At 69.5% G+C, this 24,758-nt stretch carries 25 protein-coding genes and 2 pseudogenes; 11 read left to right on the top strand and 16 right to left on the bottom strand.

Features of this window, described 5'->3' with window-relative positions:
- Positions 1–23: 23 nt before the first annotated feature.
- Positions 24–755, bottom strand: a complete 732-nt coding sequence (locus NUM_RS31265; RefSeq protein ID WP_207128519.1) for an anti-sigma factor — start codon at positions 753–755, stop codon at positions 24–26.
- A complete protein-coding gene (locus NUM_RS31260; protein WP_207128518.1) occupies positions 709–1,311 on the bottom strand; it encodes an RNA polymerase sigma factor in 603 nt (200 codons plus the stop codon). Before NUM_RS31260 ends, NUM_RS31265 begins: the two co-directional genes overlap by 47 nt.
- 167 nt (positions 1,312–1,478) lie before the next feature.
- On the opposite strand from NUM_RS31260, the gene NUM_RS31255 reads away from it, so the two are divergent.
- The 3 genes from NUM_RS31255 (at position 1,479) to NUM_RS31245 (ending at position 4,945) form a co-directional block, all read left to right on the top strand.
- Entirely contained in the window at positions 1,479–2,318 is an 840-nt protein-coding gene (locus tag NUM_RS31255) for a DUF4397 domain-containing protein (RefSeq protein ID WP_207128517.1), read from the top strand.
- A gap of 7 nt (positions 2,319–2,325) precedes the next feature.
- Complete coding sequence (locus NUM_RS31250; RefSeq protein WP_225918972.1) at positions 2,326–3,027, top strand: class F sortase; 702 nt, start codon at positions 2,326–2,328, stop codon at positions 3,025–3,027.
- 592 nt (positions 3,028–3,619) lie between these two features.
- On the top strand, positions 3,620–4,945 hold the full coding sequence (locus NUM_RS31245; RefSeq protein ID WP_207128516.1) for a TIGR01777 family oxidoreductase: 1,326 nt from the start codon (positions 3,620–3,622) through the stop codon (positions 4,943–4,945).
- A gap of 556 nt (positions 4,946–5,501) precedes the next feature.
- On the opposite strand, the gene NUM_RS31240 is transcribed toward NUM_RS31245, so the two are convergent.
- The 5 genes from NUM_RS31240 to NUM_RS31220 form a co-directional block, all read right to left on the bottom strand.
- Positions 5,502–5,660, bottom strand: a complete 159-nt coding sequence (locus NUM_RS31240) for a hypothetical protein (protein ID WP_207128515.1) — start codon at positions 5,658–5,660, stop codon at positions 5,502–5,504.
- Between the two features lie 80 nt (positions 5,661–5,740).
- On the bottom strand, positions 5,741–6,244 hold the full coding sequence (locus NUM_RS31235) for a hypothetical protein (protein WP_207128514.1): 504 nt from the start codon (positions 6,242–6,244) through the stop codon (positions 5,741–5,743).
- Positions 6,241–7,008: a cation transporter gene (locus NUM_RS31230; protein ID WP_207128513.1), complete on the bottom strand. Its 768-nt coding sequence runs from the start codon at positions 7,006–7,008 to the stop codon at positions 6,241–6,243. Before NUM_RS31230 ends, NUM_RS31235 begins: the two co-directional genes overlap by 4 nt.
- Positions 7,008–7,352: an ArsR/SmtB family transcription factor gene (locus tag NUM_RS31225; RefSeq protein ID WP_207128512.1), complete on the bottom strand. Its 345-nt coding sequence runs from the start codon at positions 7,350–7,352 to the stop codon at positions 7,008–7,010. The genes NUM_RS31230 and NUM_RS31225 overlap by 1 nt, the downstream gene beginning before the upstream one ends.
- 57 nt (positions 7,353–7,409) lie before the next feature.
- Positions 7,410–8,585: a cation diffusion facilitator family transporter gene (locus NUM_RS31220; protein WP_225918971.1), complete on the bottom strand. Its 1,176-nt coding sequence runs from the start codon at positions 8,583–8,585 to the stop codon at positions 7,410–7,412.
- A 52-nt stretch (positions 8,586–8,637) separates the two neighbouring features.
- Between NUM_RS31220 and NUM_RS31215 the strand changes: the two genes are divergently transcribed.
- The gene (locus NUM_RS31215) at positions 8,638–8,997 is read left to right on the top strand and encodes an ArsR/SmtB family transcription factor (RefSeq protein ID WP_207128510.1); all 360 of its coding nucleotides are present in this window, start codon (positions 8,638–8,640) and stop codon (positions 8,995–8,997) included.
- A 154-nt stretch (positions 8,998–9,151) separates the two neighbouring features.
- Positions 9,152–9,694, top strand: coding sequence for a DinB family protein (locus NUM_RS31210; RefSeq protein WP_207128509.1), 543 nt, complete (start codon positions 9,152–9,154; stop codon positions 9,692–9,694).
- A gap of 186 nt (positions 9,695–9,880) precedes the next feature.
- Here NUM_RS31210 and NUM_RS31205 read toward each other — a convergent pair whose 3' ends face one another.
- The 6 genes from NUM_RS31205 to NUM_RS31180 all read right to left on the bottom strand — a co-directional run bounded on the left by NUM_RS31205 (position 9,881) and on the right by NUM_RS31180 (position 14,709).
- Positions 9,881–10,957 carry an MFS transporter gene (locus tag NUM_RS31205; protein WP_207128508.1) on the bottom strand — a complete coding sequence of 359 codons (1,077 nt, stop codon included), beginning with the start codon at positions 10,955–10,957 and terminating at the stop codon, positions 9,881–9,883.
- Complete coding sequence (locus NUM_RS31200) at positions 10,846–11,115, bottom strand: hypothetical protein (RefSeq protein WP_207128676.1); 270 nt, start codon at positions 11,113–11,115, stop codon at positions 10,846–10,848. The genes NUM_RS31205 and NUM_RS31200 overlap by 112 nt, the downstream gene beginning before the upstream one ends.
- A gap of 84 nt (positions 11,116–11,199) precedes the next feature.
- The gene (locus tag NUM_RS31195) at positions 11,200–12,537 is read right to left on the bottom strand and encodes an NAD(P)-binding domain-containing protein (protein ID WP_207128507.1); all 1,338 of its coding nucleotides are present in this window, start codon (positions 12,535–12,537) and stop codon (positions 11,200–11,202) included.
- Between the two features lie 74 nt (positions 12,538–12,611).
- The gene (locus NUM_RS31190) at positions 12,612–13,118 is read right to left on the bottom strand and encodes a GNAT family N-acetyltransferase (protein WP_207128506.1); all 507 of its coding nucleotides are present in this window, start codon (positions 13,116–13,118) and stop codon (positions 12,612–12,614) included.
- Positions 13,112–13,462, bottom strand: coding sequence for an ArsR/SmtB family transcription factor (locus NUM_RS31185; protein WP_207128505.1), 351 nt, complete (start codon positions 13,460–13,462; stop codon positions 13,112–13,114). The genes NUM_RS31190 and NUM_RS31185 overlap by 7 nt, the downstream gene beginning before the upstream one ends.
- A gap of 44 nt (positions 13,463–13,506) precedes the next feature.
- Entirely contained in the window at positions 13,507–14,709 is a 1,203-nt protein-coding gene (locus NUM_RS31180; protein ID WP_207128504.1) for a M28 family metallopeptidase, read from the bottom strand.
- Between the two features lie 553 nt (positions 14,710–15,262).
- Here NUM_RS31180 and NUM_RS31175 point away from each other — a divergent pair.
- The gene (locus NUM_RS31175) at positions 15,263–15,634 is read left to right on the top strand and encodes an ArsR/SmtB family transcription factor (RefSeq protein ID WP_207128503.1); all 372 of its coding nucleotides are present in this window, start codon (positions 15,263–15,265) and stop codon (positions 15,632–15,634) included.
- Positions 15,635–16,328: 694 nt separating this feature from the next.
- On the opposite strand, the pseudogene NUM_RS38030 reads toward NUM_RS31175, so the two are convergent.
- Positions 16,329–16,742: pseudogene (locus NUM_RS38030) on the bottom strand (NAD(P)-binding domain-containing protein); the annotation flags it as partial.
- Positions 16,743–16,834: 92 nt separating this feature from the next.
- Between NUM_RS38030 and NUM_RS31165 the strand changes: the two are divergent.
- Positions 16,835–17,161, top strand: coding sequence for an ArsR/SmtB family transcription factor (locus NUM_RS31165; protein WP_207128501.1), 327 nt, complete (start codon positions 16,835–16,837; stop codon positions 17,159–17,161).
- A 12-nt stretch (positions 17,162–17,173) separates the two neighbouring features.
- Here NUM_RS31165 and NUM_RS37505 read toward each other — a convergent pair whose 3' ends face one another.
- Both NUM_RS37505 and NUM_RS38025 read right to left on the bottom strand, forming a co-directional pair.
- On the bottom strand, positions 17,174–17,725 hold the full coding sequence (locus tag NUM_RS37505) for a hypothetical protein (protein WP_225918992.1): 552 nt from the start codon (positions 17,723–17,725) through the stop codon (positions 17,174–17,176).
- A gap of 82 nt (positions 17,726–17,807) precedes the next feature.
- Positions 17,808–18,032, bottom strand: a pseudogene (locus tag NUM_RS38025) (pyridine nucleotide-disulfide oxidoreductase); the annotation flags it as partial.
- On the opposite strand from NUM_RS38025, the gene NUM_RS37860 reads away from it, so the two are divergent.
- The 4 genes from NUM_RS37860 to NUM_RS31135 all read left to right on the top strand — a co-directional run bounded on the left by NUM_RS37860 (position 17,991) and on the right by NUM_RS31135 (position 24,622).
- A complete protein-coding gene (locus NUM_RS37860) occupies positions 17,991–18,701 on the top strand; it encodes an arsenate reductase ArsC (RefSeq protein WP_308440603.1) in 711 nt (236 codons plus the stop codon). The pseudogene NUM_RS38025 and the gene NUM_RS37860 overlap by 42 nt on opposite strands.
- A gap of 650 nt (positions 18,702–19,351) precedes the next feature.
- Positions 19,352–20,809, top strand: a complete 1,458-nt coding sequence (locus tag NUM_RS31145) for a tyrosine-type recombinase/integrase (protein WP_207128498.1) — start codon at positions 19,352–19,354, stop codon at positions 20,807–20,809.
- A 768-nt stretch (positions 20,810–21,577) separates the two neighbouring features.
- Complete coding sequence (locus tag NUM_RS31140; RefSeq protein ID WP_207128497.1) at positions 21,578–23,215, top strand: DUF4041 domain-containing protein; 1,638 nt, start codon at positions 21,578–21,580, stop codon at positions 23,213–23,215.
- A gap of 792 nt (positions 23,216–24,007) precedes the next feature.
- The gene (locus NUM_RS31135; RefSeq protein ID WP_207128496.1) at positions 24,008–24,622 is read left to right on the top strand and encodes a hypothetical protein; all 615 of its coding nucleotides are present in this window, start codon (positions 24,008–24,010) and stop codon (positions 24,620–24,622) included.
- Positions 24,623–24,758: the final 136 nt, after the last annotated feature.

Below are 24,758 nucleotides of genomic sequence, written 5' to 3'. Positions count from 1 at the left end.
AAGGCCAGACGGGCAGCCGTTCGTCAGTCTTGCAACCGCCCGCGCAGCATGCTCTGCCCGTGCTCTGCCTGACCCACTCGTTGCAGTGACACGTCCACGACCGAGAACCGGCTCAGCGAGATGGAGGACGGGACCGGGAGCTCGACGGCACCGCCACCATTGGTGAGCACACCGACCGGAATCATCGTGGTTTTCCCGTCGAACAGCCAGACCTCGTACAGGCCCGACGTCTCTGGCATTCCCTTGAGCGACAACTTCAGCGTCGTGCTCCCCGATCGGGACACGATGCTGACATCGCCGCGAGCCTGCGCCGGCGCTGCGGTGGTGGGTGCCAACGACGCAGTCGCAACAACCGAGGTATCCGGTCCGCGCAGCGCAGGAATCTGCTGCACACCCACTGCCACACCGGCGCCCAACACAAGCCCGGCGGCAACGGCGGCTGCGGTCAAGGCCCAGCGGCGACGAGGCCGGGAGGGCGATGGCTGCGACGTGATCGTGTGCGACGACCGGGGCTGCGGTGCGAGGGCAAGTTGGGGTGCGACGCCGGCCTGGTCGGCGATGCGCTCCCAGACCCCGGCGGGAGGTTCAGGAAGGTCCTGATCGTCACGGCTTGCGCGGGCGATCCGAGCGACCTCACGCAGGCTGGCAAGCTCACCGGCGCAGCTGGCGCAGTCACGCACGTGTCGGGCCACAGAACCGTCATCGGGCTCACCCAAGGCGATGAGCGTCAGCTTGTCGCTGCTGGGATGGGACACGGTTCACCTCCCAACGATCCTTCAACCTCAACATTGCTCGCCGCAGCCGACTTTTGACAGTGCCCAGCGGCAGACCTGTCTGCGCCGCGATCTGCTGATGACTCAGATCGTCGAAAAACGCCAGGCGCAACAGCCGTTGCTGCTCGGGTGAGAGCTGCCTCATCTCCTCTGCCATGACCAAACGATCGATGATGCCATCCGCCGCGTCGGCTCGATCCGCGCCAGGCGGCATCAGCGACGCCGCGACCGTGACCGCCCGCTCATGGCGTTGGCGGGCGCGGAGCTGATCGACGGCCTTGCGCCGCGCGATCGCCAACAGCCACGTCAGTAGGCTTCCCCGCACAGGGTCGTATGAATCGCGTGCCTGCCAGGCAGACACGAACGTTGCCTGGACCACATCCTCGGCGTCGGTCGCGGTGGGCAGCACCGACCGCGCCAACCGCCACACAGGCGGCCCGTACCGGTCGAAGACAGCACGCAGCGCCCCGTCAGCTCCACGGCGGAACTGGCTTGGCAGCTCGTCAGGGGTGTCCCCAGCGTCATCGGCAGAGATCATCGTTCCCCGCCACGACTGGCCTTGCCGCGTGGTACATCACGACCACTTTAGCCTGGCCGGTCGTCGGTGAATCCAAACGGCTCGCTGCGTACGTATCCCTACTGACAACACCGCGGGGCGCTCGCGTGGGCGCCAACGGAACAGACGATCTTGGGGGACTGACGACCATGACCATCCCGCACCTACGGCGCATCGGCATGGCTGGCGCCATGCTGGTCGTTGGAGCCGTGGCCGGCCTTGCAGTAGGCGCACCGGCCTCGGCGGCCGATGACTCCAGCGTGTCGGTCGTGCACGGCATTCCGGGCCAGCCCGTCGATGTCTATGTCAACGGCAAGAAGACACTGAGCAACTTCCAACCCACGAAGGTTGCCGGCCCGCTGTCGCTTTCGGCCGGCAGCTACGACGTGGCGTTGACCAAACCCGGCGGATCGGTGGACTCGCCAATCATTGAGAACAAGTCACTCGCCGTGCCGGGCGGCAAGAACCTGAGCCTGGTCGCGCATCTGACCGCTGACGGCAAGCCGGCTCTGACCCCGTTTGTCAACGACACCAGCATGATCAAGCCCGGGATGGCGCGGCTGGTGGTCCGGCACACCGCTGCGGCGCCCGCAGTGGATGTTCGGGCGAACGGCAAGGTGGCCTTCTCCAACCTCACCAACCCCAAGCAGGCGTCAGCTGATCTCCCGGCCGGCAGCGTCAAGGCCGACGTCGTACTGGCGGGTACCAGCACCGTCGCGATCGGACCGCAGACGGTGAACCTGCAGGCGGGAACCGAGACGATCGTGTACGCGATCGGTTCCGCCAGGGACAAGTCGCTTGCCTTGGTCGCCCAGAACATCTCCGGGCTGGGCCAGGCGCCTGGTGGTATGCCAGCCGGGACAGGCGGTCAGGCGGCATCCGGTGGACACACCTGGTGGTTTGCCGGTGCTGGCGCGGGAATCGTGCTGCTGATCGCTGGGGTGGCGCTCGGGATCTCCCGACGCCCGCACGCGGTGTCTCGGCAGTGACCGCCGTATGACGAAAACAGCGTCGTCAGGCGGGCACCGGGCGCACAAGCACGGTGCCCGCCGGCGCCGTCGATTTGGCGCGACACTGGTTGCCGTCGCCGTACTGATCCTTGCAGCGACCGGCATCGTGTGGTGGCAGGCTCAGCCTCCGGGCGACACCGGCAGCTCGACAGTCCGTGCGCTGGAGACCGCCTCTCCTCGGACCACCGCGACTGTCGACCGGCCACCCGTACGGGCTGGCGATCTGCCGGATGCGAGTCATCAGGTGCCACCGACCCGACTCGACATCAGCGCGATCCACGTCAAGGCACATGTTGTGCCCACCGGAGTTGACTCCCGCGGCGACTTCTCCGTACCGCCCAGCGTCGACACGGTGGGCTGGTACAAGTACGGGCCCGGCCTGACTGCTTCATCGGGCTCCATCGTCATCGGCGGACATGTCGACAGCGCCACTGAAGGCGTTGGCGCCTTCTTCCACCTCACCGACCTTCGCCCAGGCAACCGCATCAGCCTGTCGAGCCGGGGCACGACCCGCTGGTTTCGTGTCGTGGCCCGAGAGCAAATACCCAAGGCGAACATAGACCTCGGCCGCTACTTCAGCGCCGGTGGCGCGTTGCGCCTGACACTGTTCACCTGCGGCGGAAGCTTCGATCGCGCTCATCGTTCGTACACCGACAACATCGTCGTGACTGCCGTGCCGGCGAGGTGAAATCGACCTGTTGCGATCGCGCACAGCGGTACGGCTCGACACGGCTGGCGTGGAAATGATCCACAGGCCCCGCGTAGACCTGCTGCGCAACCTCACCACACCAGTCTCGGCGAATCGGTGCCGTGGCCCGTGAGGCCGTTGGGCGGCCCGGAGCAAGGCCGGACGGGGCAGCCGCCAACCCGAATCTGGCAGCTTGATCCGCTCAGTTCTGGCGGCACCACGGAAGTGTCACCGCGGACCAATGACTCCGCAATCTGGTGCAGTGTCGTTCCGCCGGGCACGAAGTGCTTCGGGATGTCGGGATGCAACGCATCGCGGGCTCCCTGCAGGAGACGCATACACCGCATCCCTGGATGCGTCGACCCATCGGCCGCGCAGTCCTCGCCTCCGACGCGCAGCGCGCCGGAGGCGGCGCTGACTGTGAGTTCGTGCCTCCGACATTGTTGACCGACCAGACCGTGCCAAGATCCGAACCGGAGCACGCCACCGCAGGTTGTCACATGTTTCGACGCAAAAAACGACTCAACTGGGTTCATCGGCCGTTAGGCTATTGATGCCAGAATCTGCGATCGTCGACCAATGCGGGGCCCCTGTGCGCGCAGAATTCACCCAGACCCTCGATGCGCCGCTTGACGAGGTCTTTGGCTGGCACGAGCGTCCCGGCGCACTGCACCGACTCAGCCCACCGTGGCAGCCGGTCACCGTCAGGCAAGAGGCCAGCTCGCTTCGCGATGGCTGCGCCGTCCTTGCGCTACCGGGTGGGATCCGGTGGGTCGCCCGACACCTGCCCGCTGGGTATCAGCCGCCACATCAGTTCGTTGATCGGCTTGACTCCGCGCCGCTGCGGGCGGTGCTGCGCTGGCGACACACCCATCTGTTCGAGGCAGAGGGCACCGGGACTCGGCTCATCGACCGGGTCGACACCTCCGCACCGCTCGCCCTGCTGCGGCCGATGTTCGACTATCGGCACGCCCAGCTCGCGGCAGATCTCGCTGCACACCGGTGGGCACGCGCGCTGCACCCAGCGCCGTTGACCATAGCGGTCACCGGCTCGTCGGGACTGATCGGATCGGCACTGGTCGCCTTCTTGTCGACCGGTGGGCACCGGGTCATCCGTCTCGTCCGCCGAACGCCGCGAACAGCCGACGAGCGCCGCTGGGATCCCGACGATCCCGATCCCGCGCTACTGACCGGCGTCGACGCCGTCGTGCATCTGGCGGGCGCCTCGATCGCCGGACGTTTCACCCCCGGCCACATACGCGCCATCCGCTCCAGTCGCATCGACCCGACACGACGGCTGGCGGCGCTGGCCGGCGCGTCGAGCACCGGCGTGTTCGTGTCGGCCTCGGCGATCGGCTACTACGGCCCCGAGCGCGGGGACACCATGCTCGCCGAAGACAGCGACCCCGGCCGCGGTTTTCTCGCCGAGGTCGTCGCCGACTGGGAACACGCCACCCGCCCGGCCGTCGACGCCGGCATCCGCGTCGTGCACGTGCGCACCGGACTGGTGCAGGCGCCCGCGGGTGGAATGCTGCGCCTGCTGCGGCCCGTATTCACGGCCGGCCTCGGTGGCCCGATCGCACAGGGGCGTCACTGGCAGTCCTGGATCGGACTCGATGACCTACTTGACATCTACTTACGCGCCCTGATCGATGATCGGATCACCGGACCCGTCAACGCGGTCAGCCCCCATCCGGTTCGCAACCTCGACTACAGCCGAACCCTCGCCCATGTCCTGCGCCGCCCCGCCCTCCTGCCCACACCGTCGATCGGCCCACGGCTGCTTCTCGGGTCCGAAGGCGCCCACGAACTGGCGCTGGCCGACCAACGCGTCCTGCCACAGCGGCTGACCGACAGTGGCCACCAGTTCCGCCATCCAGACCTGGACCACGCGTTGCGGCACGCGCTCGGCCGCTAAGGACCGGCCACGCCAGCCGCCCGACGCTGCGCTCGGCAGGATTCCGCGGCGGCGGCCGGAAAGCTGCACGCCGCGAAGGCCCACTCCGATCTGGTTGGCAGGCGATCGTCTGGCCTGCCAACCAGATCGAGCAGCGTGGAACAGATCGCCCATGTCGCCGGTGACCCGGGTGCCGGCCGGTCCGGACGGCTCCGGCCTGCACGGTGCCCACGCCAGCGGCTTGACATCCACCACGTGGTGGGGGAGCGATTGCTGCGGGCTCGCTCGGCCCCATGAACGGCTGATGCCGCGCCGGCACCCGCTCCGTGGCCGGATCGGCTCGCTTCTGCATCGGTGAGGCGTCGCCGTCGTACTCCTCGGAGATGACCGCACAGTCGTAGAAGCTGGACACCGTGGCCAGGACCCGGTCCACGGTCGCGGGCGACAGCAGACGCCCAGTCGTTCCTCACCGCCGACCACCACCGTCAGACCGAGTCGCTGCGCCGGAAGGTTGCTTGGCCGGCCATGCCCGTACAAAATGACAACGTTCAGTAACCAACACCGTGCGCGGGAAGGCTCAGCCGATGCGGTAGGCGGTCCGGTCGCACAGCGGTGCCCACTCTTCGGCAGGCCGCCACTCCCAAGAGATCTCCTGGGTACGCCCGTCTTCGCTGAAGGTGTAGGTCGTACGCTCGTGCTCGCCGGTCAGCGTCCAGGTGCGGCCGTCGACGGTCATCGTGTAGTCCCGTGCGAAGCCGTGGTTTTCGATGGTCCGAGCGAAATAGCGTCCGGCCTCCGCGTCCCAACCGAGCAACCTCAGGGTGTCGAAGGGCCCGTTTGCTCGCTCGTCCTAGACGATGAGCCCGGCCGCATGGCGGGCCCGCCCGAGGGCTGATCGCCGTACATGTCGGAATGTGCGAGGTAGGTGGTCTGCCAGTGCTCGCGCTGCGCGTCGGCCAGCCGCCGCTCGCAGGTCCCGCGCGTTTCGACGGCCCGTGCCACGGCCGCGGACAGTTCATCGACGTCGGGGGTCCCGGCCAGACCGGACGCGGTGCGATACAGCCGGCAGGACAGGCCCGGCACCCGGTCGGGGTCGGCGAACGGATCCCGGCCGTCGATCAGGATGATCGGCGATCCGGCGAACCCGATGCGCTGTGCCTCAGCAAGGCTTGTCACGGTGCGGGTGTCGATTCCGGTGTCGCGCGGGCCGGCCGCATCCAGCGCCTGTCGCAGCCGGGCGACGGCCACCGGCCGGTTCGGGCAGTCGGGCACCACCAGCAGTTCGACGCGCATGCCGTCAGCCTCCGCCCTGTCGCTCACCGACCATCCTCCCGCTCGGCACAACATGCGCAGCCGGGTGGGCACCCGTCCGTTCGACCATCTGCTGTCGTGACGCCGCTTGCCTGGGAGGTTCCCGGGGTGCAGCAGGCGTCGCCGCGCCACGCTTGGATGCCTTCCTTGACCGCCACCGCGGCGATGGCCAAGGCGGCGAGCGGGTCGGCCCACCACCAGCCGAACAGCACGTTGACCGCGAGGCCGACCAGCAGCACGCCGGACAGGTAGGTGCACAGCAGGGTCTGTTTGGAGTCGGCGACCGCGGTGGCCGAGCCGAGTTGGCGACCGGCGCGACGCTGCGCGTAGGACAGGCCGGGCATGACCGCCAGGCTCAGCGCGGCGAGGACCATGCCGACGGTGGAGTGTCGGGCCTCGGCGGCGCCGGCCAGCGCGCGGACCGACTCGACCACGACGTAGGCGGCGAGGGCGAAGAACGAGACGGCGATCGCGCGCAGCGCCACCTTCTCCCGTGCTTCGCGTGTGTTGTGGTCATGGGCGGCGAACTGCCAGGCCACGGCGGCGGCCGAGGACACCTCGATCACCGAGTCCAGCCCGAAACTGACCAGCGCGGTGGAGGAGGCCACGGTGCCGGCCGAGATCGCCACGGCCGCCTCGATCACGTTGTAGGAGATGGTGGCGGCCACCAGCCACCGCACCCGGCGGGCCAGCACGCTGCGCCGCTCGGCGGTGTCGGCCACCGGGAGACGGCGGGTGGCGATCCGGTCGCGCAGACTGGCGCGGCCGGCCATCAGCAGCACCTCGTCTGCTCCGAGTCGGGGCAGGTGGCCGGGTCGACCGCCAGGACCACGCCCAGCAGATCGCCCAGGGCATGTCCGAGTTTCGGATCCGCCAGCTCGTAACGGGACCGTCGGCCCTCCGGAACGGCAACCACCAGGCCGCAGCCGCGCAGGCAGGCCAGGTGGTTGGACAGGTTCTGCCGGCTGGTCCCGAGCCGTTCGGCCAGCTCCGCCGGGTAGCCCGGCGCGTCCCGCAGCGCCAGCAGCAGCCTGGCGCGAATCGGGTCGGACAGGCCGTGGCCGAACCGGGCCAGCACCTGCCCGTGGGTGACCGGCTCGACCGTCGACGTCTCCATGACCCTCGACAGTACACGAAACGCTGTATTCAGCCTCTGGTGTACTGCCGTGAGTGGTCAGCTGGTGCGGTGGTCAGCGCCTCGGGATGGCCGCAACGACCGGTGGTGGGCGAGGGCGGCGTGCGGGTCGTGGCCGGCGGTGGCGGCCGGGTCGGCGTGCACGGTGACCGAGGTCAACCGTGGTACCGCGTGCAGCAGTCGGTGTTCGGCCTCGGCCGCGATGGTGTGTGCGTCGATCAGCGACAGTCTGGGGTCGACGATGAGGTTGGTTTCGGCGTGCAGGTCGTGGCCGATCCAGCGCAGCCGCAGCGCACCGACCGATCGGACCCCGATGGTGGTGATCAGCACCTGTTCGGCCTGGTCGACCAGGGCGGGGTCGACTGCGTCCATGAGGCGTCGGTAGATCTCGCGGGCGGCGTCCTTGAGGACGAACGCGATGGCCACGGTGATGGCCAGCCCGACGACCGGATCGGCCCAGTCCCAGCCGATGGCGACCCCGCCTGCACCGAGCAACACGGCGAGGGAGGTGAAGCCGTCGGTGCGGGCGTGCAGCCCGTCGGCGACCAGCGCGGCCGAGCCGATGCGACGGCCGACCCGGATGCGGTAGCGGGCGACCAGTTCGTTGCCGACGAACCCGATCAGTGCGGCGATGGCCACCGCCCACAGGTTGTGCACGCCGGCGGGATGCAGCAGCCGGCGGATCGCCTCGTACCCGGCGAGGATGGCCGAGGCGGCGATGAACGCCACGATGACGATGCCGGCCAGGTCCTCGGCGCGGCCGTAGCCGTAGGTGTAGCGACGGGTCGCCGCGCGCCGGCCGACCAGAAACGCCAGCCCGAGCGGTACCGCGGTCAGCGCGTCGGCCACGTTGTGCAGGGTGTCACCCAACAGCGCCACCGATCCGGTGAACACCACCACGACGGCCTGCAGGATCGCGGTGGCGCCCAGACCCGCCAGCGAGATCCACAGCGCCCGCATCCCCTGCCGGCTGGCCTGCATCGCGCCGTCGACCTTGTCCGCCGAGTCGTGCGAGTGCGGGACGAGCAGATGCCGTAGCCCGTGCCACATCCGGCCCCGCCCTGAGCCGTGTTCATGGCCATGATCGGCATGACCGTGCCCGGATCGGTCGCGATCACCATGGTCGTGGTCACCGTGGTCGTGCCGCGCGTCCGCGCCGTGGCTGTGCGACTCGGCGCCGACGCCGTGCTGGTGGTCGTGGGTGTGCTCGCTCACCGGGTGCTCCTGGGCTGGACAGCGGACGCGAATCCGACCATCATAGGTTCTCATGTACGCACGCGACTACAGTGCAGATGCCAGTGGCCAGCAGCAGCTACCGCCTGGCGAACACGTCGAGGCGGCGGCAACGGCACTGCGGATGCTGGCCGACCCGACCCGGCTGCGCCTCGTGTGGCTGCTGCGTGACGCCGAACTGGATGTCACCGCGCTCACCGCAGCTCTCGGCGGCGTGGCCCGTCCCGCGGTGTCGCAGCATCTGGCCAAGCTGCGACTGGCCGGGCTGGTCGCGATGCGCCGAGACGGACGCCGCGCCCTCTACCGGGCCCGCGGCGGCCATGTGCGGCGCCTGGTCGAGGAGGTGTTCCACGCCGCTGACCACCACCTCACCGGCCAGGCCGACCACGAATAGGTGCCCACTCGAGCCGGCGGCGAAGCCGCGAGGCCCGTCCAGGAGACGATAGGCACGAGCCGACCCGGCGCCATGCAGGACCGCTGGCAGCCCGGACGGTCGCGCCGCATCGCGTCATGATGGATGAGCGAACACGATCGAGAGCTGGCGCGCCATGGCACCTGTGGCCCCGATGGACCGGCAAGCCGTCCATGACGGGTACGAGCGCGCCCGACAGGAGTTCCATCGCCTGCTCGATGCGGCATCCGAACAGGACCTGGCCCGACCCACCTGTGGTACCCGGTGGGACAACCGGGAGCTGTTGTGGCACATGCTCTTCGGCTATCTGGTCGTTCGGTCGCTTCTTGGCCTGGTGCGTGTGTCGGGACGGCTTCCGCGCGGCGTCAGCAGAGTCTTCGCGCGGTTGCTGGAGGGTGTCACCGTGCCGTTCGACCTGGTCAACTACGCCGGGCCGCGGGGCGCGGTGAAGGTCTTCAGCCTCCACCGAATGGGCGTCACGTTCGACCGCGTCACCGATTCCCTGCACCGCCGGCTCGCCGCGGAACCAGAATCCGACCTCGGTCGCGGCATGCACTTCCCCGTGCGGTGGGATCCCTTCTTCGCCGACTTCATGACCCTGGCGGACGTCTACCGCTACCCCACGCAGCACTTCGAGTTTCATCGCCGTCAGCTCACCCTGAGCGGACCCCGCCAGTAGCCGGGGCGCACGTCCGAAGACCGGTGATGTTGGGGTTGGAAAGGACCAGCGTCGCTCTGCACCGCGTGACTTTCCGGGTAAGCACCGCGAGAACCCTCTGCCGAGCATGACGGCCGAGCATGACGGCCGGACCGGGGCCGTCTGCATGGCGTCGTTGTCGGCCGCGGGGACCCGTGACGCGGTCCTCTATCGGGCGGTGGGTGTGGTGGTGGCTGCGACGATCGCGGCGAGAGCGGTGACGGCGCCGAGTGCGACGAACACGGCGGGGTAGCCGCCGAGCAGGGTGGCCAGTGCGGCGCCGGCGGCGGGTGCGGTGGCGGCGGCGAGGGTGGTGGGCGCGGACAGCAGGCCGTTGAGGCGGCCGTAGTGGCGGGTGCCCCAGCGGTCGGAGATGGCGGTGGCTTGCAGGAGGGTGAACACGCCGCGGGCGGTGCCGGCGAGCACAGCGCCGGCGATCAGGAGTGCGGTGGGGCCGGGGATAAGGCCGAGCAGCAGGGTGGTGGCTGCGGCGGCGGCGAGGATGGCGATGGTACGGGTGCGCACGCTGCTGTGGGCGACCAGGCGCTGGTAGCCGAGGCGTCCCGCGACCTGCCCGAGGCCGCCGAGTCCCAGTGCCCAGGCGGCGAGGGTGGGGGTGACGCCGCGGGCGGTCAGCAGCGGGACCTGGTTGACCACGACGGCGTAGACGGTGAACGCGGCGAGGGTCAGCACAGCGGTCAGGACCAGGAACGCTCGGCTGCGGGCGATACGGGCCGGTGCGGCGTCGCCCGTGTCGGGCTGGTCTGGGTGGTCGGGTTCGTGGCTGGGTGGGGCGGGCCAGGTCAGGCGTAGCCCGAACAGGTGGGCGGGGATGGTGATGGCGGCCAGGGCGGCGGCGAGTACGAGGTAGACGCCGCGCCAGGTGAGGTGATCGGTAAGGGTGGCGGTCAGGGGTGCGAACACGGTGGAGGCGAGTCCGCCGATCAGGGTCAGGGCGGTGAGGGCCTTGACGCGGTCGGGTCCGTACCAGCGGGTCAGCGCGGCGAAGGCGGGTGGGTAGAGGGTGCCGGCCATTGCGGCGCCGACGGCGACCCAGGCGGTGAGGAACCAGCCGAGGGTCGGGGCGTAGGCGACGGCGATCAGGGCGGGCGCGGCGATCACCGAGGCGGCGGTCATGATCGCGCGGGGCCCGTGTCGATCGAGTAGGCGGCCCAGCGGGATGCCCAGGGCGGCGGCGACCAGTTGGCTGATCGACAGGCCGCGGTCAGCGCGGGCAGCGGCCAACCGGTGGCGGTGTGGATGTGTGGGGCCAGGACGGGGAAGGCGTAGTAGAGCACACCCCAGCTGGTGATCTCGGTGGTACACAGCACGATCAGTACCCGCCGGAGCCGCCTCGCGGTGAGCGTCACGGCGGCGGTGGTGGTGGGTTCGGGCTGTGTCACGAGTCCTGCCTTCGATGGGGATCCTCGGCGCCGCAGCCGGTCCCGGCCTGTCGAGGGGCCAGGACCGGGACCGGTGGCGTGGGGTCAGGGGCGCAGGGTGGGTAGGGCGATCAGTTCGGGTTCGGGTGCCGCGCAGCAGCCGCCGCCGGTGGCGGCGGGGTCGTCGAACACGCCGGAGCCGCCGCAGACCCCGGTCTCGGGCAGGGTCAACTCGACGCGGTGGGCGGATTCGGTGTCGCCGGCGAGGGCGGCGACGATGCTGCGAACCTGTTCGTAGCCGGTGAGGGCGAGGAAGGTCGGGGCGCGGCCGTAGGACTTCATCCCGGCGAGGTAGAAGTCGGGTTCGGGGTGGGTCAGTTCGGCGACGCCGTGCGGGTAGACGGTGCCGCAGGAGTGCACGTTGGGGTCGATCAGCGGTGCCAGCGCGGTCGGTGCCTGCAGTGTCGGGTCGATCCCGAGCCGGATCTCGGACAGGAACCCGTGGTCGGGGCGGAAGCCGGTGACCACGACGATCTGGTCGACCGCCTCGATGCGGCGGCCGTCGTCGGCGACCAGCGTCCACTTCCCGTCAGCGGGTTCGAGACGGTCGGTGCGGAAGCCGGTGACGGTGGTGATGTGCCCGGCCTGCACGGCGGCCTGCGCGCGTTGCCCGAGTACGCCGCGCGCCGCCAGCTCGTCGGCGGCGCCGCCCCCGAACACCGCGCCCGTCTGGCCACGGCGCAGCAGCCAGCTGATCCGGGTACCGGGCGTGGCCGCGGCGAGCTCCGCGAGCGCGACCAGTGCGGTGAGTGCGGAGTGGCCGCTGCCGGCGACCACGACGTGCCGGCCCGCGTAACGCTCCCGTACGGCGGGGTCGGTCAGGTCGGGGACGCGGTAGCTGATCGCTCCCGCGGCGTCGGTTTCGCCGAGGGCGGGCAGGCCGTCGGCGCCGAGCGGGTTCGGGCCGCCCCAGGTGCCGGAGGCGTCGATGACCGCCCGCGCGATGATCCGGTCCTCCCGGCCGTCGGTCCCGCGGGTGTGTACCACGAACGGGGTGGTGTCGCGGCCGGCGTCGACGATCCGGTCCCGGCCCCGCCGGGACACCCCGACCACCCGGGTACCGAACCTCACGGTGTCGCCGAGCGCGTCGGCCAACGGCTGCAGGTAGTCGGTGGCCCAGTCGGCGGCGGTCGGGTAGGCGTCGTCGGGCGGGTCCTGCCAACCGGTCGGTGCCATCAGGCGGGCCGCGGCCGGGTCGACCAGCTGGCTCCACGGCGAGAACAGCCGCACGTGCGCCCAGGTCCGTACCGCGGCGCCGGCGCCCGCACCGGCCTCGAGCACGAGGGCCGGCAGGCCGGCCTCGGTCAGGTGCGCGGCGGCAGCCAGCCCGACCGGGCCGGCCCCGATGACCACCACGGGCCGCTTCTCGGATGGATCGGTCATGATTGTCCTCCCACTGATTCGACGTTCATCAATACAACAGCGTGTGGTTGTCCTTGGGACACAAGGGAAACCGGTCAGGCGATGGTTGGGCTGCGGCGTTCCAGCAGTACCGTGTCGCGCCAGCGGCCGTGATGGCGGGCGATCCGTTCCCGCACGCCGAGGGTGCGGAAGCCGCAGGCGGCGTGCAGGGCGAGGCTCGCGGTGTTCTCCGGGAAGATCGAAGTCTGGACCGTCCAGATCCCGGCTGCCTGCGTCGAGTCGATCAGAGCTGCCAGCAGCCGCCGGCCCACACCGCGGCCCCGTGCCGTCGGGGCGACGTAAACGCTGTGCTCGACCACGCCGGCATACACAGGCCGGGTCGACGCCGGGCTGGCCGCTACCCAGCCGACCACCTCGCCGGCGGTCACCGCGACGTGTCGGTGGTCGGGCAGGCGGGTGGCGTCGAACCGGTCCCAGGTCGGGGCGGTGGTTTCGAAACTGGCCTGCCCGGTGTCCAGGCCGGCCTGGTAGATCGACAGGACCTGTTCGGCGTCGGCGGTGAGCATCGGCCGCAGTGTCACCGCTGCCGCATCGGTCAGCATCGCGGTTCCTGCGTACTGGGTGCGGGCCTGCCCATGACCACGTCCGCGGCGGTGGGGAAGCAGTCGATGCACGCCTCGTTGACCCGGTACCGGCGGGAGGTCCCGACCGGATCGACCAGCACGAACCGGACCCGCGCAAGCACCGCAAGGTGTTGCGAGACGGTCGATTGCGCCACACCGGCCTCGGCCACGATCTGCCCGACACTCATCGGTTCCCGGCGCCGGGCCAGCAGCTCCAGGATCTGGATGCGGGTCGGGTCGGCCAGTGCCTTGAACCAGTTCGCGTACTCCTCGGCGGTTGCCCGGTCCAGCAACCCGCCCGCGCTGTCGCTCTCACTATTCATCGTCAATCGACGATAGACGATGAACGGTGGGGTGGCCAGGCCGGTCATCGGCGTGTCCGGTCGATGAGCGCCCGTACGGTGGCGGTGACCAGGCGGGTCGCGGCCGACAGGGTGTCCGGTTCGACCCGGTCGGGGGTTTCGGCGGGGGTCTGGTATCCGGGCATTCCCATGCCGATCCCGACCGCGGGCAGCCCGGCGGCGGCGTAGCGGCGGTTATCGGAGGCCATTGGCCCGGCCCGCAGCGCCACCCCGACCGCACGGCCCGCCGTGTCAAGCGCGTCGAGCAACTCGTCGGCCGGGCCGCCGGCCTCGATGGCGGCGGCCCCGTCCAGGTGGGCGGCGCCATCGACGTTGAGCACCGTCGTGCCCACGGCGAACTCGCCGGCGAGGTGGGCGACGTGGTGGGCCGAGCCCAGCGCGCCGGCCTCCTCGGCGTCGAGCAGTGCCACCGCAAGACCGGTACCGGCGGGCAGGGTGCCGGCGAGCCGCCGGGCGGCTTCCAGGACGACGGCGACACCGGAGGCGTTGTCTGCGGCGGCCGGGAATCGCTGCTGGGGGTCGTCGCCGACCCCGTCGTAGTGCGCGGTCAGCAGCACCGACCGGCCGCCGGGCGCCGGGCGGCAGAACACGCCGTGCAGATTGGCGCCGGTCGTGGACACCACCTGCACCGGGATCCGGCCGGTCAGCTGGGCGACGTCGTCGCCAGCGGCGGCCAGCTCCGCGTGCAGGTCGGCGCGCAGGCTGACCACCGGCAGCGGCAGCGGCAGCGGGGCCGGGCCGGTGATCATCTTCGGCATCCAGCCCGCCTCGTCGACTCCCCGCGGTACCAGCACCCCGGCCGCCCGGCGGTCCGCTGCGCGGGCGGTCAGCGCGGCATCCAGCCCGGGCACCAGCACGAAGCGTCCTCGCCAGTCGCCGGCGTCGGTCGTGATCACCGAACCGGTGACCTCGACCGGCAGTCCGGCGCCGGTCACGTGTTCGGCCCAGTCACGCCGGTGTGTCAGGGGCCGGCCCTGGTAGGCGAGTGTGGGGGTGCCGGTCAACTCTCGTACGCCGGTGACCGGGAAGGTCTCGACCCGCGTGGCCGCTCCCGCCGCGCGCAGCTGCCCGGCCAGCCACTGGCGCGCGGCCCGGCCACCGGCGGTTCCGACCCGGCGGCCGGTGAACCGATCGGCAGCAAGCTGCCCCACCGTGTCCACCAGCCGCCGCGTCGCGTCGTGCCCCCGCGTCGCGGCGGGTGTGCTCATCCGCAGCACCCGGCCCCGGAGTCGATCGCGTCCTGTCGGGCGGCAGGTGTGCAGCACCCGCCGGAGGTCTCGGCCGGCGCCGTCCCGCAGCAGCCACCCGACGCTTCCGGTGCTGCCGACGTCGCTGCCGGGGCGGGGCCCCCGCAACAGCCACCCGCCGCCGGCGGCGCATACGCCTGCGCCGGATCGCCCACGAACCCACCCTGGGTCGCCGTGTCACTCATGATCGTCTCCTCTCCTTGCTGCCGGTTGTGGCTGACGTTGTGCCCCCATCTGAGGCCAGCCAGGCAGATACCGGGCGAGCCGGACTCCTGGCCGGGCGGCGGTCGGCCGCCGACTATGGCCGACCCCACCGCAGGCCGAGCGCCTGATCCCGCATCCGGTCGAGCCGGGCCGAGGCCCGGCACTGCCCCGAGCAGACCTGGGCGCAGCTCTCGCAGTAACTCACCGATCGGCGCCGACCGAACAGTCGCATCATCACGACTCCTTGAATAGACGCTTGTCGAACCAGACGAAGCTTGCCTCGTTCTTCGATGCCTGTCAAGATAGAAGAATGTCAAAACAGCTTCCGGTGCTGACCGACGACGGCGCGGGCTGCTGCGCCCCGATCGCGCAGATGCCGCTGCCCGCCGAGCACGCCGCTCGCCTGGCCCGGGCGTACAAGGCGCTGGGGGATCCGGTGCGCCTCCAGCTGCTGTCGCTGATCGCCTCCCACCCCGACGGCGAAGCCTGTGTCTGCGACATCACCGCCCCGTTCGAGCTGACCGGGCCGACGATCTCGCACCACCTGAAGGTGCTGCGCGAAGCCGGCCTGATCGCCGGCGAGCGGCGCGGCACCTGGGTGTACTACCGGCCGGTGCGCGAGACGATCACCGAGCTGTCCACGTTGCTCGTCCTGCCCCAGGCTGCCGCCACCGTCTCCTGACCGAACCGGGCGCTGCGAGCGCGGGCACGCCATGGGCACCCGCCGAGCGATACGTCGGTCATCGACTTGTCTGGCGGTCGAGCTGGCGTACGACATGGGCGGCGTCGCGGCCGACACCGCGCAGGGTGGCGGAGGAGAAGCTGCGCTGCCATTCCAGCCCGACGTAGCCCAGCCCTGGATGCGTGCTCGAGAGGCCACCACGGTGTCGAAGGTAGGCCGTGCGCATCGAGACCCCAGCTCGGCGAGGTAGCCCACGGCGGGCCGGTACCCGGTGGCCAGCAGCACCGTGTCGACGTGCTCGCGCCGGCCGTCGGCGAAGGTCAGGGCCTGCCCCGCGGAGCGGGTGAACATCGACCGCCGATCCGGGTTGCCCGCGGCGATCTCGGCCGCGTAGCTGCCGGTGTCGAACACCGGCGTACCGGTCCCGCCGGTCAGCGCTCGCCGCGCCCAACGCGCGGTGTCCAGCCGGGTCGCCGTCAGCCAGAAGTGCATGTCGCGGCCGGCGACGCGCTGCGGCAGGAACCGGATCGGGTGCCGCGAGGCGATCGTGACCCGCGAGCAGGCTGCAAGCTCGATGGCGATCTGGATCGCCGAGTTGCCGGCACCGACCACCACCACCCGCTGCCCGGCGAACGGTTGCGGGCCGCGGTAGTCGGCGGCGTGCAGAACCCTGCCCGCCGAACCCCTCCAATGCCGGAATGTGTGGCCGGTACGGGGTGCCGAACCCGCCGCTGGCCGCGATCACCCGCCGCGCCGCGATCTCCTGCCCGTCCACGGTGCGCACCGCGAACCCGCCCGGGCGCGCGACCACCTGCTCGACCCGCTGCCCGTACCGGATGTCGACGTCGAGGCGCTTCGCGTAGCCGCGCAGGTAGTCGACGACCTCGTCGCGGTGCGGGTACCGGTCCGGATCGCCGTCGAATCCCGCCCCGGGCAGTGCGCTGTAGCGGGCCGGCGAGAACAGGGTGAGGCTGTCGTAGAAGTGCGGCCAGGAACCGACCGCGTCGCTCCCGGCCTCCATCAGGACCGGCTCGGCGCCGGCGGCGCGCACCGCCCCCGCCGCGGCCAACCCGGCCTGACCGGCGCCCACGATCACCACGGGCTGCATCTGGTTGCTGTGCATGGCAACGATCATATCGTCATTTCGTGAAATGACAAATTGTCGATATGAGGTTAGCGTGGTCGGCGAGGAGGTGCGCGATGGCTGACGAGGCGACGCAGGAGTGCTGCGAGGGTGCGGGTCCGCAGCTGGCGACGCTGACCCATGACTTCCTAAAGGCGCTGGCCAGCGACACCCGGCAGCAGATCATGTTGCTGTTCTCCCGGGGTGCCGAGCTGTCGGTCGGCGAGGTCGCCGAGCAGGCCGGTATCGGTCAGTCGACCGCCTCCCAGCAACTCGCGCTGCTGCGCCGCGGCGGGATCGTCACCTCCCGCCGGGACGGCAAGATCGTGCTCTACCGCGCCGACAAGGCCCGCACCTCCGAAGCTCTGGCCGACCTGCAGACCTACCTGAAGCACTGCTGCTGAGCCGGTCGCGGCTCAGTCGGCGAGGTGGTCCACGAGCTCGGCCACGCTCGCCTTCGCGGTCCGGGCGGCGCCGATGATGGTCGCCGAGGCGGTGCCGGTCCAGTCGCCGTACCCGAGCAGGTGCAGCCGCGGTTCGTCCACCGACCGGGTCCCCACCGTCATCGGCACACCATCCACAGTGGACAGTCCGAGCGGGGTGAGGTGACCCAGGTCGGGCCGAAAACCGGTGCACCAGATGATCGAGTCGAAGGTCCCGACGGTGCTGTCCGGCCACTCGACGCCGTCGGCGACCAGCCTGGTGAACATCGGCCGCGCCACCAGCACCCCGCGATCGCGGGCGGCCCGCACGCTGGGCACCATCACGATGTCTCCCAACGCGGCGACACCGCCGTTATCGCTCCGGCCGGCGGCAAGCGCAGCCTGCCGGCGGCTCGCCACATCGAACAGCACCCGGCCGTCGACCTCGTCGGGCAACAGCCGGGGCGCTCGCAGCGTGGCCCAGGTGGTTTCGGCGACGGTGGAGACCTCGGCGAGGATCTGCGCCGCCGAGTTCCCGCCGCCCACGACCAGCACCCGTTGCCCGGCGAAACGGCGCCGGGCGCCGGTACGACACCGTGTGCAGCTGCCGGCCGCCGAACCGGCCCGGGTAGCGCGGCCAGTACGGCCGCCGCCAGGTCCCGGTCGCCGAGATCACCGCCGCGGCCCGCCACCTCGCCCGGCGGGACCGTACCTCCAGGCTCCCGCCGTCCCGGCCGACCGCGGTGACCTCGACCGGCCGCACGATCGGCAGCGCGTACCGCCGCTCGTAGTCAGCCAGACACCTGCGGACGTGCGCGGCAGCGGGGAACGGCTCGCCCGGCTGCGGAGGCATCCACCACCCTCCCACCACTGCACCGACGCCGAAGACTGCCGACTGCTCAACACCGACGCCACCCTCGCCCGCGCCGCCGAGCAGCTCGCCGAGCGGTTCGCCGGCATCTTCGGCCCCGAAACCATCCACCACTACCTGCACCAGTCCCACGCGATGCTTGAGGCCACCGCCCGCATCCACCGCCACACCCCGGTCCTGGCCGTCCACTTCGCCACCGACCGGCTCACCGCACTCGCGAAGACCCGAGGAGCCGTCGTGTCCACCACGCCGGAAGTACTGTTCGTCTGCGTCCACAACGCCGGCCGCTCACAGATGGCCGCCACCCTGCTGCACCACCACGCCGCCGGGCGCGTCACCGTACGCTCCGCCGGCTCCGCCCCGGCCGACACCATCAACCCCGCCGTCATCGAAGCCATGACCGAGATCGGCCTCGACCTCACCCACGAATTCCCGAAACCCCTGACCACCGAAGCAGTCCACGCCGCCGACGTCGTCATCACCATGGGCTGCGGCGACGCCTGCCCCGTCTTCCCCGGCAAGCGCTACCTCGACTGGAACCTCCCCGACCCCAACGGGAAACCCCTCGATCAGGTCCGCCCCATCCGCGACGACATCGACCACCGCGTCCAAGCCCTGCTGGCCGAACTGACCACCACCGGCAGACACTAACTCCGCTCGGACACTTCGCCTGCGCCGCACCGTGATCAGCATCGCTCAGCGCTCCGCATCTCACGCTGCGAGACCGACGCTGGCGGCCGAGCGGTGCCCGAGAACCCGCAACACACCTTGGCCAGGCGACATGGGGCGGCTTCGGGACTTGGGCGCCCGCTGTCGTTTTGCCAGCGCTCGGCCACTGTTGTTGTGGCCCAGGGAATCTCCGCATCAGACACGGCACAAGGTCGCGGTCTGCGCGAGCCAAGCTCCCGCCGGTCCCCGATCTGCTGAGTCATGAAGCTCGAGTCGCCATTCTTCGGGCATTGCGCTGGCCTCGACGCTGCGCACCGTTGGATGCTGACAGCCGCTGGGTGTGCGAGAACAAGATTGCCTGCAGTGGCCGAAGGCCCTCGTTCCAAATTAGGCGCCAAGGCGTGATCACCCAATGTCGACGTGTCGCCTTGAAGCATGACAACGGACCCGTTGTACGTCACTGATCGTGATCCTGGTCGTCGGCTTGCGGAGCCCCCGCTTTCGACCGAGCGCCATTGCATCTGAGGCGCGACGGTGTCGCGCCGGTGCAGGTGAGCACCGGCGGCAGCCTCGAGAGGAGTCATGTGATGGCCGGTCATCGTCGCGCTGGAGTCTTCAAACGGTGTGGCTGTGTGGATCAGGAAACCGGGCGATCTTTGGGGAAGGGCTGCCCCCAGTTGCTGGATCCCGACCATGGGAGCTGGTACTTCAAGTGCACACTCACCGAGGTGTTCGGGACCTCGCGTGTGGTTCGTCGAGGCGGTTTCGCTACTCCGGAAGCAGCTGCGAAGGAGCGGAGCAAAGTACTCGCGGAAAGCCGGCGGCGTCGCGCTACGGGCTGCAGCGTCGCGGAGTGTCTGAGGCAGTGGCTGAGCGTCAGCGAGCAGCGGGTGCGGCCCAACACGCTACGCGCCTACGCCACCCACATCGACCGGTACCTGATCCCGCACCTGGGGCACCTGCCACTGACCAAGCTGGCGCCGGGTCACGTGTCGACCATGCTGACCGAGCTGGCACACACCACCAGCAAGCACGACCAGCCGTTGTCGGCGACCACGGTACGGCGGATCTGGGCGACACTACGGGCGGCCCTGAGCTGGGCCGTACGGGCAGGTCTGATCGAACGCAACGCGGCGAAGCTGGTGCAGATGCCGCGGGAACCAGCCCGCCCGCCGCAGGTCTGGACCGAGGAACTGGTCGCCGAGTGGAACGCCACCGGGCGGCGTCCGCTGGTGGCGGTATGGACCCTGGTACAGCTGCGACGGTTCCTCGACCTGGTCCGCGACGACCGGTTGTTCGCCCTGTGGTGGCTGTTCGCGCTGCGTGGGCTGCGCCGTGGCGAGGCGGCGGGGCTTCGGTGGGTGGATGTGTCCCTGGAGGAGCGGGCGTTGAGGATCGTTCAGCAGCGCATCACTGTCGGCGCCACCGTGCAGATTGGTGAGCCGAAGACCCGTTCGGGCCGTCGGAGCATCGCGCTGGATCGACGCACAGTGGAGGTGCTGCGTTTACATCGTGAGCGGCAGCTGGCCGAAGCTGCGGCGGCGGGTGGCCGCTGGCGCCACAGCGGATATGTGTTCACCAAGCTGGACGGGGATCCGTTGCACCCCAACTTCATGACGCACCGCTTCGCCGATCTGCTGATCGGATCCGGGCTGCCACCGATCCGGCTGCACGACCTGCGGCACGGCGCAGCAACCCTGGCCCACCATGCCGGTGTGGATTTGAAGACGGTGCAGGATCTGCTCGGACACGCCAGCTATCAGCTGACCGCCGACACCTACACCAACGTGCTCCCCGAAACCCAGCAGCACGCAGCCGACGCGGTCGCCGACCTCATCCTCGACCGTCACGACCGCGACCAGCAGCGTGACACCAAGGGCGTCTCCGCCGACTCGCCGACCGGCTGCGGCGTTGGCGGCGGCGACCCACCCGCCTGCAGTCACCGCAGCCTCGCCAACCGCGCCTGGAGTGGCCATCTGGGCCGCATGTGGCGCCTCGGCCGCCGACTTCGACCGCGACGCCGGCAGCACCACTCCGACAGGAGAACCACGACGCGCCCCACCACCAGCGCCCGATCGATCGGCCCCTGACCGCCAGCCAACGCACGGTCGCGGACTACATCTCCCACAACCCCGACGCCACGGCAGCCCACACCGCTGCTGAGATCGGGTTGGGCAGATCCACAGTGACCCACGCACTCAAGACACTCGAACAGAGTCGACACCTACGGCGCACCGCCGCAGACCGCGCTCGCGGCAAGCAAATCCCCTACAGGTGGAGCCTCGCCAGCCCGCTCACCACCTTGACCGGCGCCCCACAACTCCGCCGCGGACAGCTTCGGCGACTTGTCCTTGACCACCTCGCGGCCCACCCCGGCCAGAGCTTCACCGGATACCAAGTGGCCAAAGCGATCGGCCGTTCAGCAGGAGCCATCGCGCCCGCGTTGGGCATGTTGTGTGATGAGCGATTGGTCGATCAGGTGAGTCAACAGCCCCTGAGATACCGGCACCACCGCACCGCCTGGCCATCGCGCGCCAACGGACGAGGCTAGTGCAGCCACGAGCTGGGAGAAACTCGACGTGCCGGCCAACTCCGTCCACGACCACGGTCATCACCGTCATCGATGGCAAGGTCGCTGTCGTCTCCGACGGTCCCTGGAAGCTGTTCGACTGACCACTCCTGCGTATCTACACCCTCCATTGGGGTGAGCCGCTAAACCAGCGGTGGGAAGACAACGTTCAACAGACTCTGCGGTCTCCGGTTCCCAGGCCAAAGGTCCAGACGAGTGAGTCCGATCAGCCGAGATCTTGGGAACGAGGCCGGAGCTAGCGTGTTGGTGAGAAGCGCGGGAGGCCGTCGTGGACTATCGGTACAACTCGCCGCCTGGATGGCCGACACCACCGCCTGGCTGGCGACCACCGCCCGGCTGGCATTCTGATCCTCGCTGGCCCGCACCGCCTCCGGGGTGGCAGTTCTGGATCCCGGTAGGTCCAGACACAGCCGAGGCCGCAGCGCCCGAAAGCATTGCAGCGGTCCAGGAGACTCCCGCACCGATCGGCAGCGACCGGCAGGATGAACCTCCGCGCCGACTCGGCACCAGAAAGCGGCTGCGCGTTGCCGAAGAACGAAACAGCGACCTCATTGGTCAGGTAGCAAGTCTGACCGACGAGATCGGCACACTCCGGGCACGAGTCGACCAACTGCGCGGCATGGACGCAGTAGCGCTGGAGGCCGAGACCGAGCGAGCCCGCGCAGAACTTGCGACGGTTCGCCGGCAGATTGACGAAGAACGTCGGCAGGCCGACGAACGGATACAACAACTACACCGCAAGGCCGAAGCCGACCGCGCCGCGGCGCAGGAATCGCTGTACGACCTTCAGCGACAAAACCAGCTCGCGGCAGCGCAGCTTGCCCAGCTCCAAGCGCAGGTCGTACAGACACAGGATGTGGCAATGCTGCAGGAGGCGGGGCTCTACGAGTTCCGGCATCGTCTGGCGGATGCCGTCGCATACAAGTCTCGGCTGGAAGATCTCCGGGACCAGATCAAGACCGCTGTACGGGCTGGCGAGGCGGTCGAGTCGGCGACGGACTGGATGGTCAATGGGTCGGCCAGCCAGGGGCGCAAGATGCTGCGAGAGACCACGAAGCTGATGTTGCGCGCCTACAACGCGGAGGCCGATGCCTGCCTCCGCACCATGCGCCCGCATCGCCTGGCCTCGTGCACAGACCGCCTCAGCAAGGCACGCGACACGATCGCCCGTCTCGGCTCGACGATGAACATCCACATCACCGAGCACTACCACCGGCTCCGCATCACCGAGCTCGAGCTGACCTCCGACTATCTCGCACAGGTGGAAGAAGAAAAGGAACGAGTCCGCGCTGAACGTGAGGCCGCCCGCGACGAGGCAGTGCTACGCCGCGAGATCGAACGCGAGAAAGCGAAGCTTGCCAAGGAAGACGCGCACTGGGCGAACGTTCAGGAACGAATGCATGCTGCGGGCGACACGATCGGGTTGTCCGAGGCCGAGGCTCGACGAGCGGAGATCGCGGAAGCGCTGGAGGATGTCGAGGCGCGAGCAGCGAATGTCCGTACCGGCTGGGTGTATGTCATCTCCAACATCGGCGCCTTCGGCCAGCGTATGGTCAAGATCGGCATGACACGCAGGCTGGACCCGACCGAGCGGGTCCGCGAGCTTGGAGACGCCTCCGTACCGTTCAAGTTCGACATCCACGCACTGATCTTCAGCTCGGATGCCGTCACCCTGGAGACCCGCCTGCACCAGGAACTCGCTCACCGCCGGGTCAATCAGGTCAACCTGCGACGAGAATTCTTCTACGCCACCCCAGCCGAGGTGCGTGACCTGTTGCAGCGCATCGACGGGCAACATCTCCTGGACTTCACCGAAGACTGCGAAGCATCAGAATGGCGCGCAAGCCAACAAGCCGCGGCCGGGACGGAGTCTGCTCAGGGCTATCCGTCGGTGGCCGTGGGGTAGCACGCTCGCTGAAGTGGGTGGGCCGAGTAACCGGCTGGGCCAGGCCGCCAGCCCGGATCGCCTAGGCCACAGTCACAAGGTGGATCGCTTCGCCGAGTGTGCGGCGTAAGTGGGCGCGAGGCTGAGGTGGCCCCCGGCGGGGTCGGTAAGCGCTGCTGAGCCGAGTGGATCTTGGCTTCATTCGGAGGGATCTGTATTCGGGTCCGGATGGGCCTTAGGTTCGATGAGTGGCGAAACGTGCGTTGGTGTGCGAGCACTGCGGTCGGCCGATGCCGTTGTTGAAGCGTTCGACCGCATTGTGGTGCTCTGATCGATGTCGAGCGAAGGCATGGCGGTTACAGGCTGCCCGCAAGGCGCACACATCCAGAGACACGGCCTCGTGTCCAGAGTGCGGCGAGTCGTGGCTACGGTCGGCGCACCGTTCAGACAAGCGGTTCTGCAGTCGCTCTTGTGCGAAGAAGGCTGCCAGGAAAGAAGCCAGCCAGTCGAGGGAACGTTAGCGCGTACGTTTTCTCGTAGATTGACCTGCATGAATGCCCGGCGAGGTTGTTAGCGGGGAAGCAGGGCGCCGGAAACCGCGTATCGTCCCGCTATCCTTGAAGGGCATGAGTCAGCCCCAAACGCGGATGGTCCGCGTTGGTGCGGACGGTCAGCGGTTGGGGCTGGAAGAACTGGCAGGTTCTGCGCCAACCATAGCCGGCACGACCTGGGATTTCAAGAGCATCGGATCTTGGGCCTTGTGGTGTCGGTCGCGTGATCGTATGCCCGGCTGCCTCGGCAGGAAGGTTGTTGATGGCAAAGGGCAAGGTGTCCACGCGCACGTTCGTCGCCTATCTGACCACCGCCGGCCCGAAGCGGCTGAGCGTGGTGAGCAAGCAGGTCGCGTACAAGGACAAGCCGTTCCCTGGGGATCCGTACGCGCGCCTGTATTCGGCGATGGCGAGTTCGGTCCGGCTCAACGATCCGGCGCCGGTGTGGGCGGCGGTGACCAACGAGTCGACTCGGATGCGGGCAAGCTACGGCGAGTGCGCCGAGGGCTGGGAACAGATCGTTCCCGCGTTCCACGGCGCGGTCGTCGAGAGGCGGCATACCGGTGTGTGGTCGGCGCGGCGCATCACCGTCAATGTCACTCCGCACTTGCGGTTGAGCTACCCAGACGGGCGACGGGAGCTGGTGTGGGTACACGCGCGGGCCGAGAAGCCTGACCCGTTGGAGATCGACGCGGTGTTGTGGCTGTTGGAGCAGGCGGCCGACGATCTGCTGCAGAACGCGGAGCCGGTCTTTGTCGATGTGCGCCGCGCTCGTCTGATCCGCCGGCGACCGTCGCAGGTGACCACCCCGTGGATGGAAGCTGAGGCAGCCGGATTCGCCGAACTGCTCGACCAGTTCGCGACGTCGGCCGCATAGCCAGATGCTGGGGGTAGGCGCCGACCACGCCTACCCCCTTCGGCGACCTCGACGCGGGGCCCTGCGGGGCACGAAGAGCTCGTACTCACCGATCTCCTCGACGATCTCGGCGGAACCGATCACAGTTTCCTGGGCC

The sequence above is a fragment of the Actinocatenispora comari genome, assembly GCF_017312725.1.
In the GTDB taxonomy this organism is placed as follows: domain Bacteria; phylum Actinomycetota; class Actinomycetes; order Mycobacteriales; family Micromonosporaceae; genus Actinocatenispora; species Actinocatenispora comari.
Note: the sequence above shows the minus strand (reverse complement) of the source record. Positions and strands in the feature narration are given on the sequence as shown.

What these genes read in the sequence shown, in the direction of transcription:
- NUM_RS31230 (WP_207128513.1), bottom strand. Translation starts at nt 7,008, where the DNA reads ATGGCCGGCCGCGCCAGTCTGCGCGACCGGATCGCCACCCGCCGTCTC.
- NUM_RS31190 (WP_207128506.1), bottom strand. Translation starts at nt 13,118, where the DNA reads ATGCTGACCGATGCGGCAGCGGTGACACTGCGGCCGATGCTCACCGCC.
- NUM_RS31250 (WP_225918972.1), top strand. Translation starts at nt 2,326, where the DNA reads ATGACGAAAACAGCGTCGTCAGGCGGGCACCGGGCGCACAAGCACGGT.
- NUM_RS31240 (WP_207128515.1), bottom strand. Translation starts at nt 5,660, where the DNA reads ATGACCGTCGACGGCCGCACCTGGACGCTGACCGGCGAGCACGAGCGT.
- NUM_RS31210 (WP_207128509.1), top strand. Translation starts at nt 9,152, where the DNA reads ATGGCACCTGTGGCCCCGATGGACCGGCAAGCCGTCCATGACGGGTAC.
- NUM_RS31165 (WP_207128501.1), top strand. Translation starts at nt 16,835, where the DNA reads ATGGCTGACGAGGCGACGCAGGAGTGCTGCGAGGGTGCGGGTCCGCAG.
- NUM_RS31135 (WP_207128496.1), top strand. Translation starts at nt 24,008, where the DNA reads ATGGCAAAGGGCAAGGTGTCCACGCGCACGTTCGTCGCCTATCTGACC.
- NUM_RS31255 (WP_207128517.1), top strand. Translation starts at nt 1,479, where the DNA reads ATGACCATCCCGCACCTACGGCGCATCGGCATGGCTGGCGCCATGCTG.
- NUM_RS31180 (WP_207128504.1), bottom strand. Translation starts at nt 14,709, where the DNA reads ATGAGCACACCCGCCGCGACGCGGGGGCACGACGCGACGCGGCGGCTG.
- NUM_RS31225 (WP_207128512.1), bottom strand. Translation starts at nt 7,352, where the DNA reads ATGGAGACGTCGACGGTCGAGCCGGTCACCCACGGGCAGGTGCTGGCC.
- NUM_RS31175 (WP_207128503.1), top strand. Translation starts at nt 15,263, where the DNA reads ATGTCAAAACAGCTTCCGGTGCTGACCGACGACGGCGCGGGCTGCTGC.
- NUM_RS31215 (WP_207128510.1), top strand. Translation starts at nt 8,638, where the DNA reads ATGTACGCACGCGACTACAGTGCAGATGCCAGTGGCCAGCAGCAGCTA.
- NUM_RS31195 (WP_207128507.1), bottom strand. Translation starts at nt 12,537, where the DNA reads ATGACCGATCCATCCGAGAAGCGGCCCGTGGTGGTCATCGGGGCCGGC.
- NUM_RS31185 (WP_207128505.1), bottom strand. Translation starts at nt 13,462, where the DNA reads ATGAATAGTGAGAGCGACAGCGCGGGCGGGTTGCTGGACCGGGCAACC.
- NUM_RS31260 (WP_207128518.1), bottom strand. Translation starts at nt 1,311, where the DNA reads ATGATCTCTGCCGATGACGCTGGGGACACCCCTGACGAGCTGCCAAGC.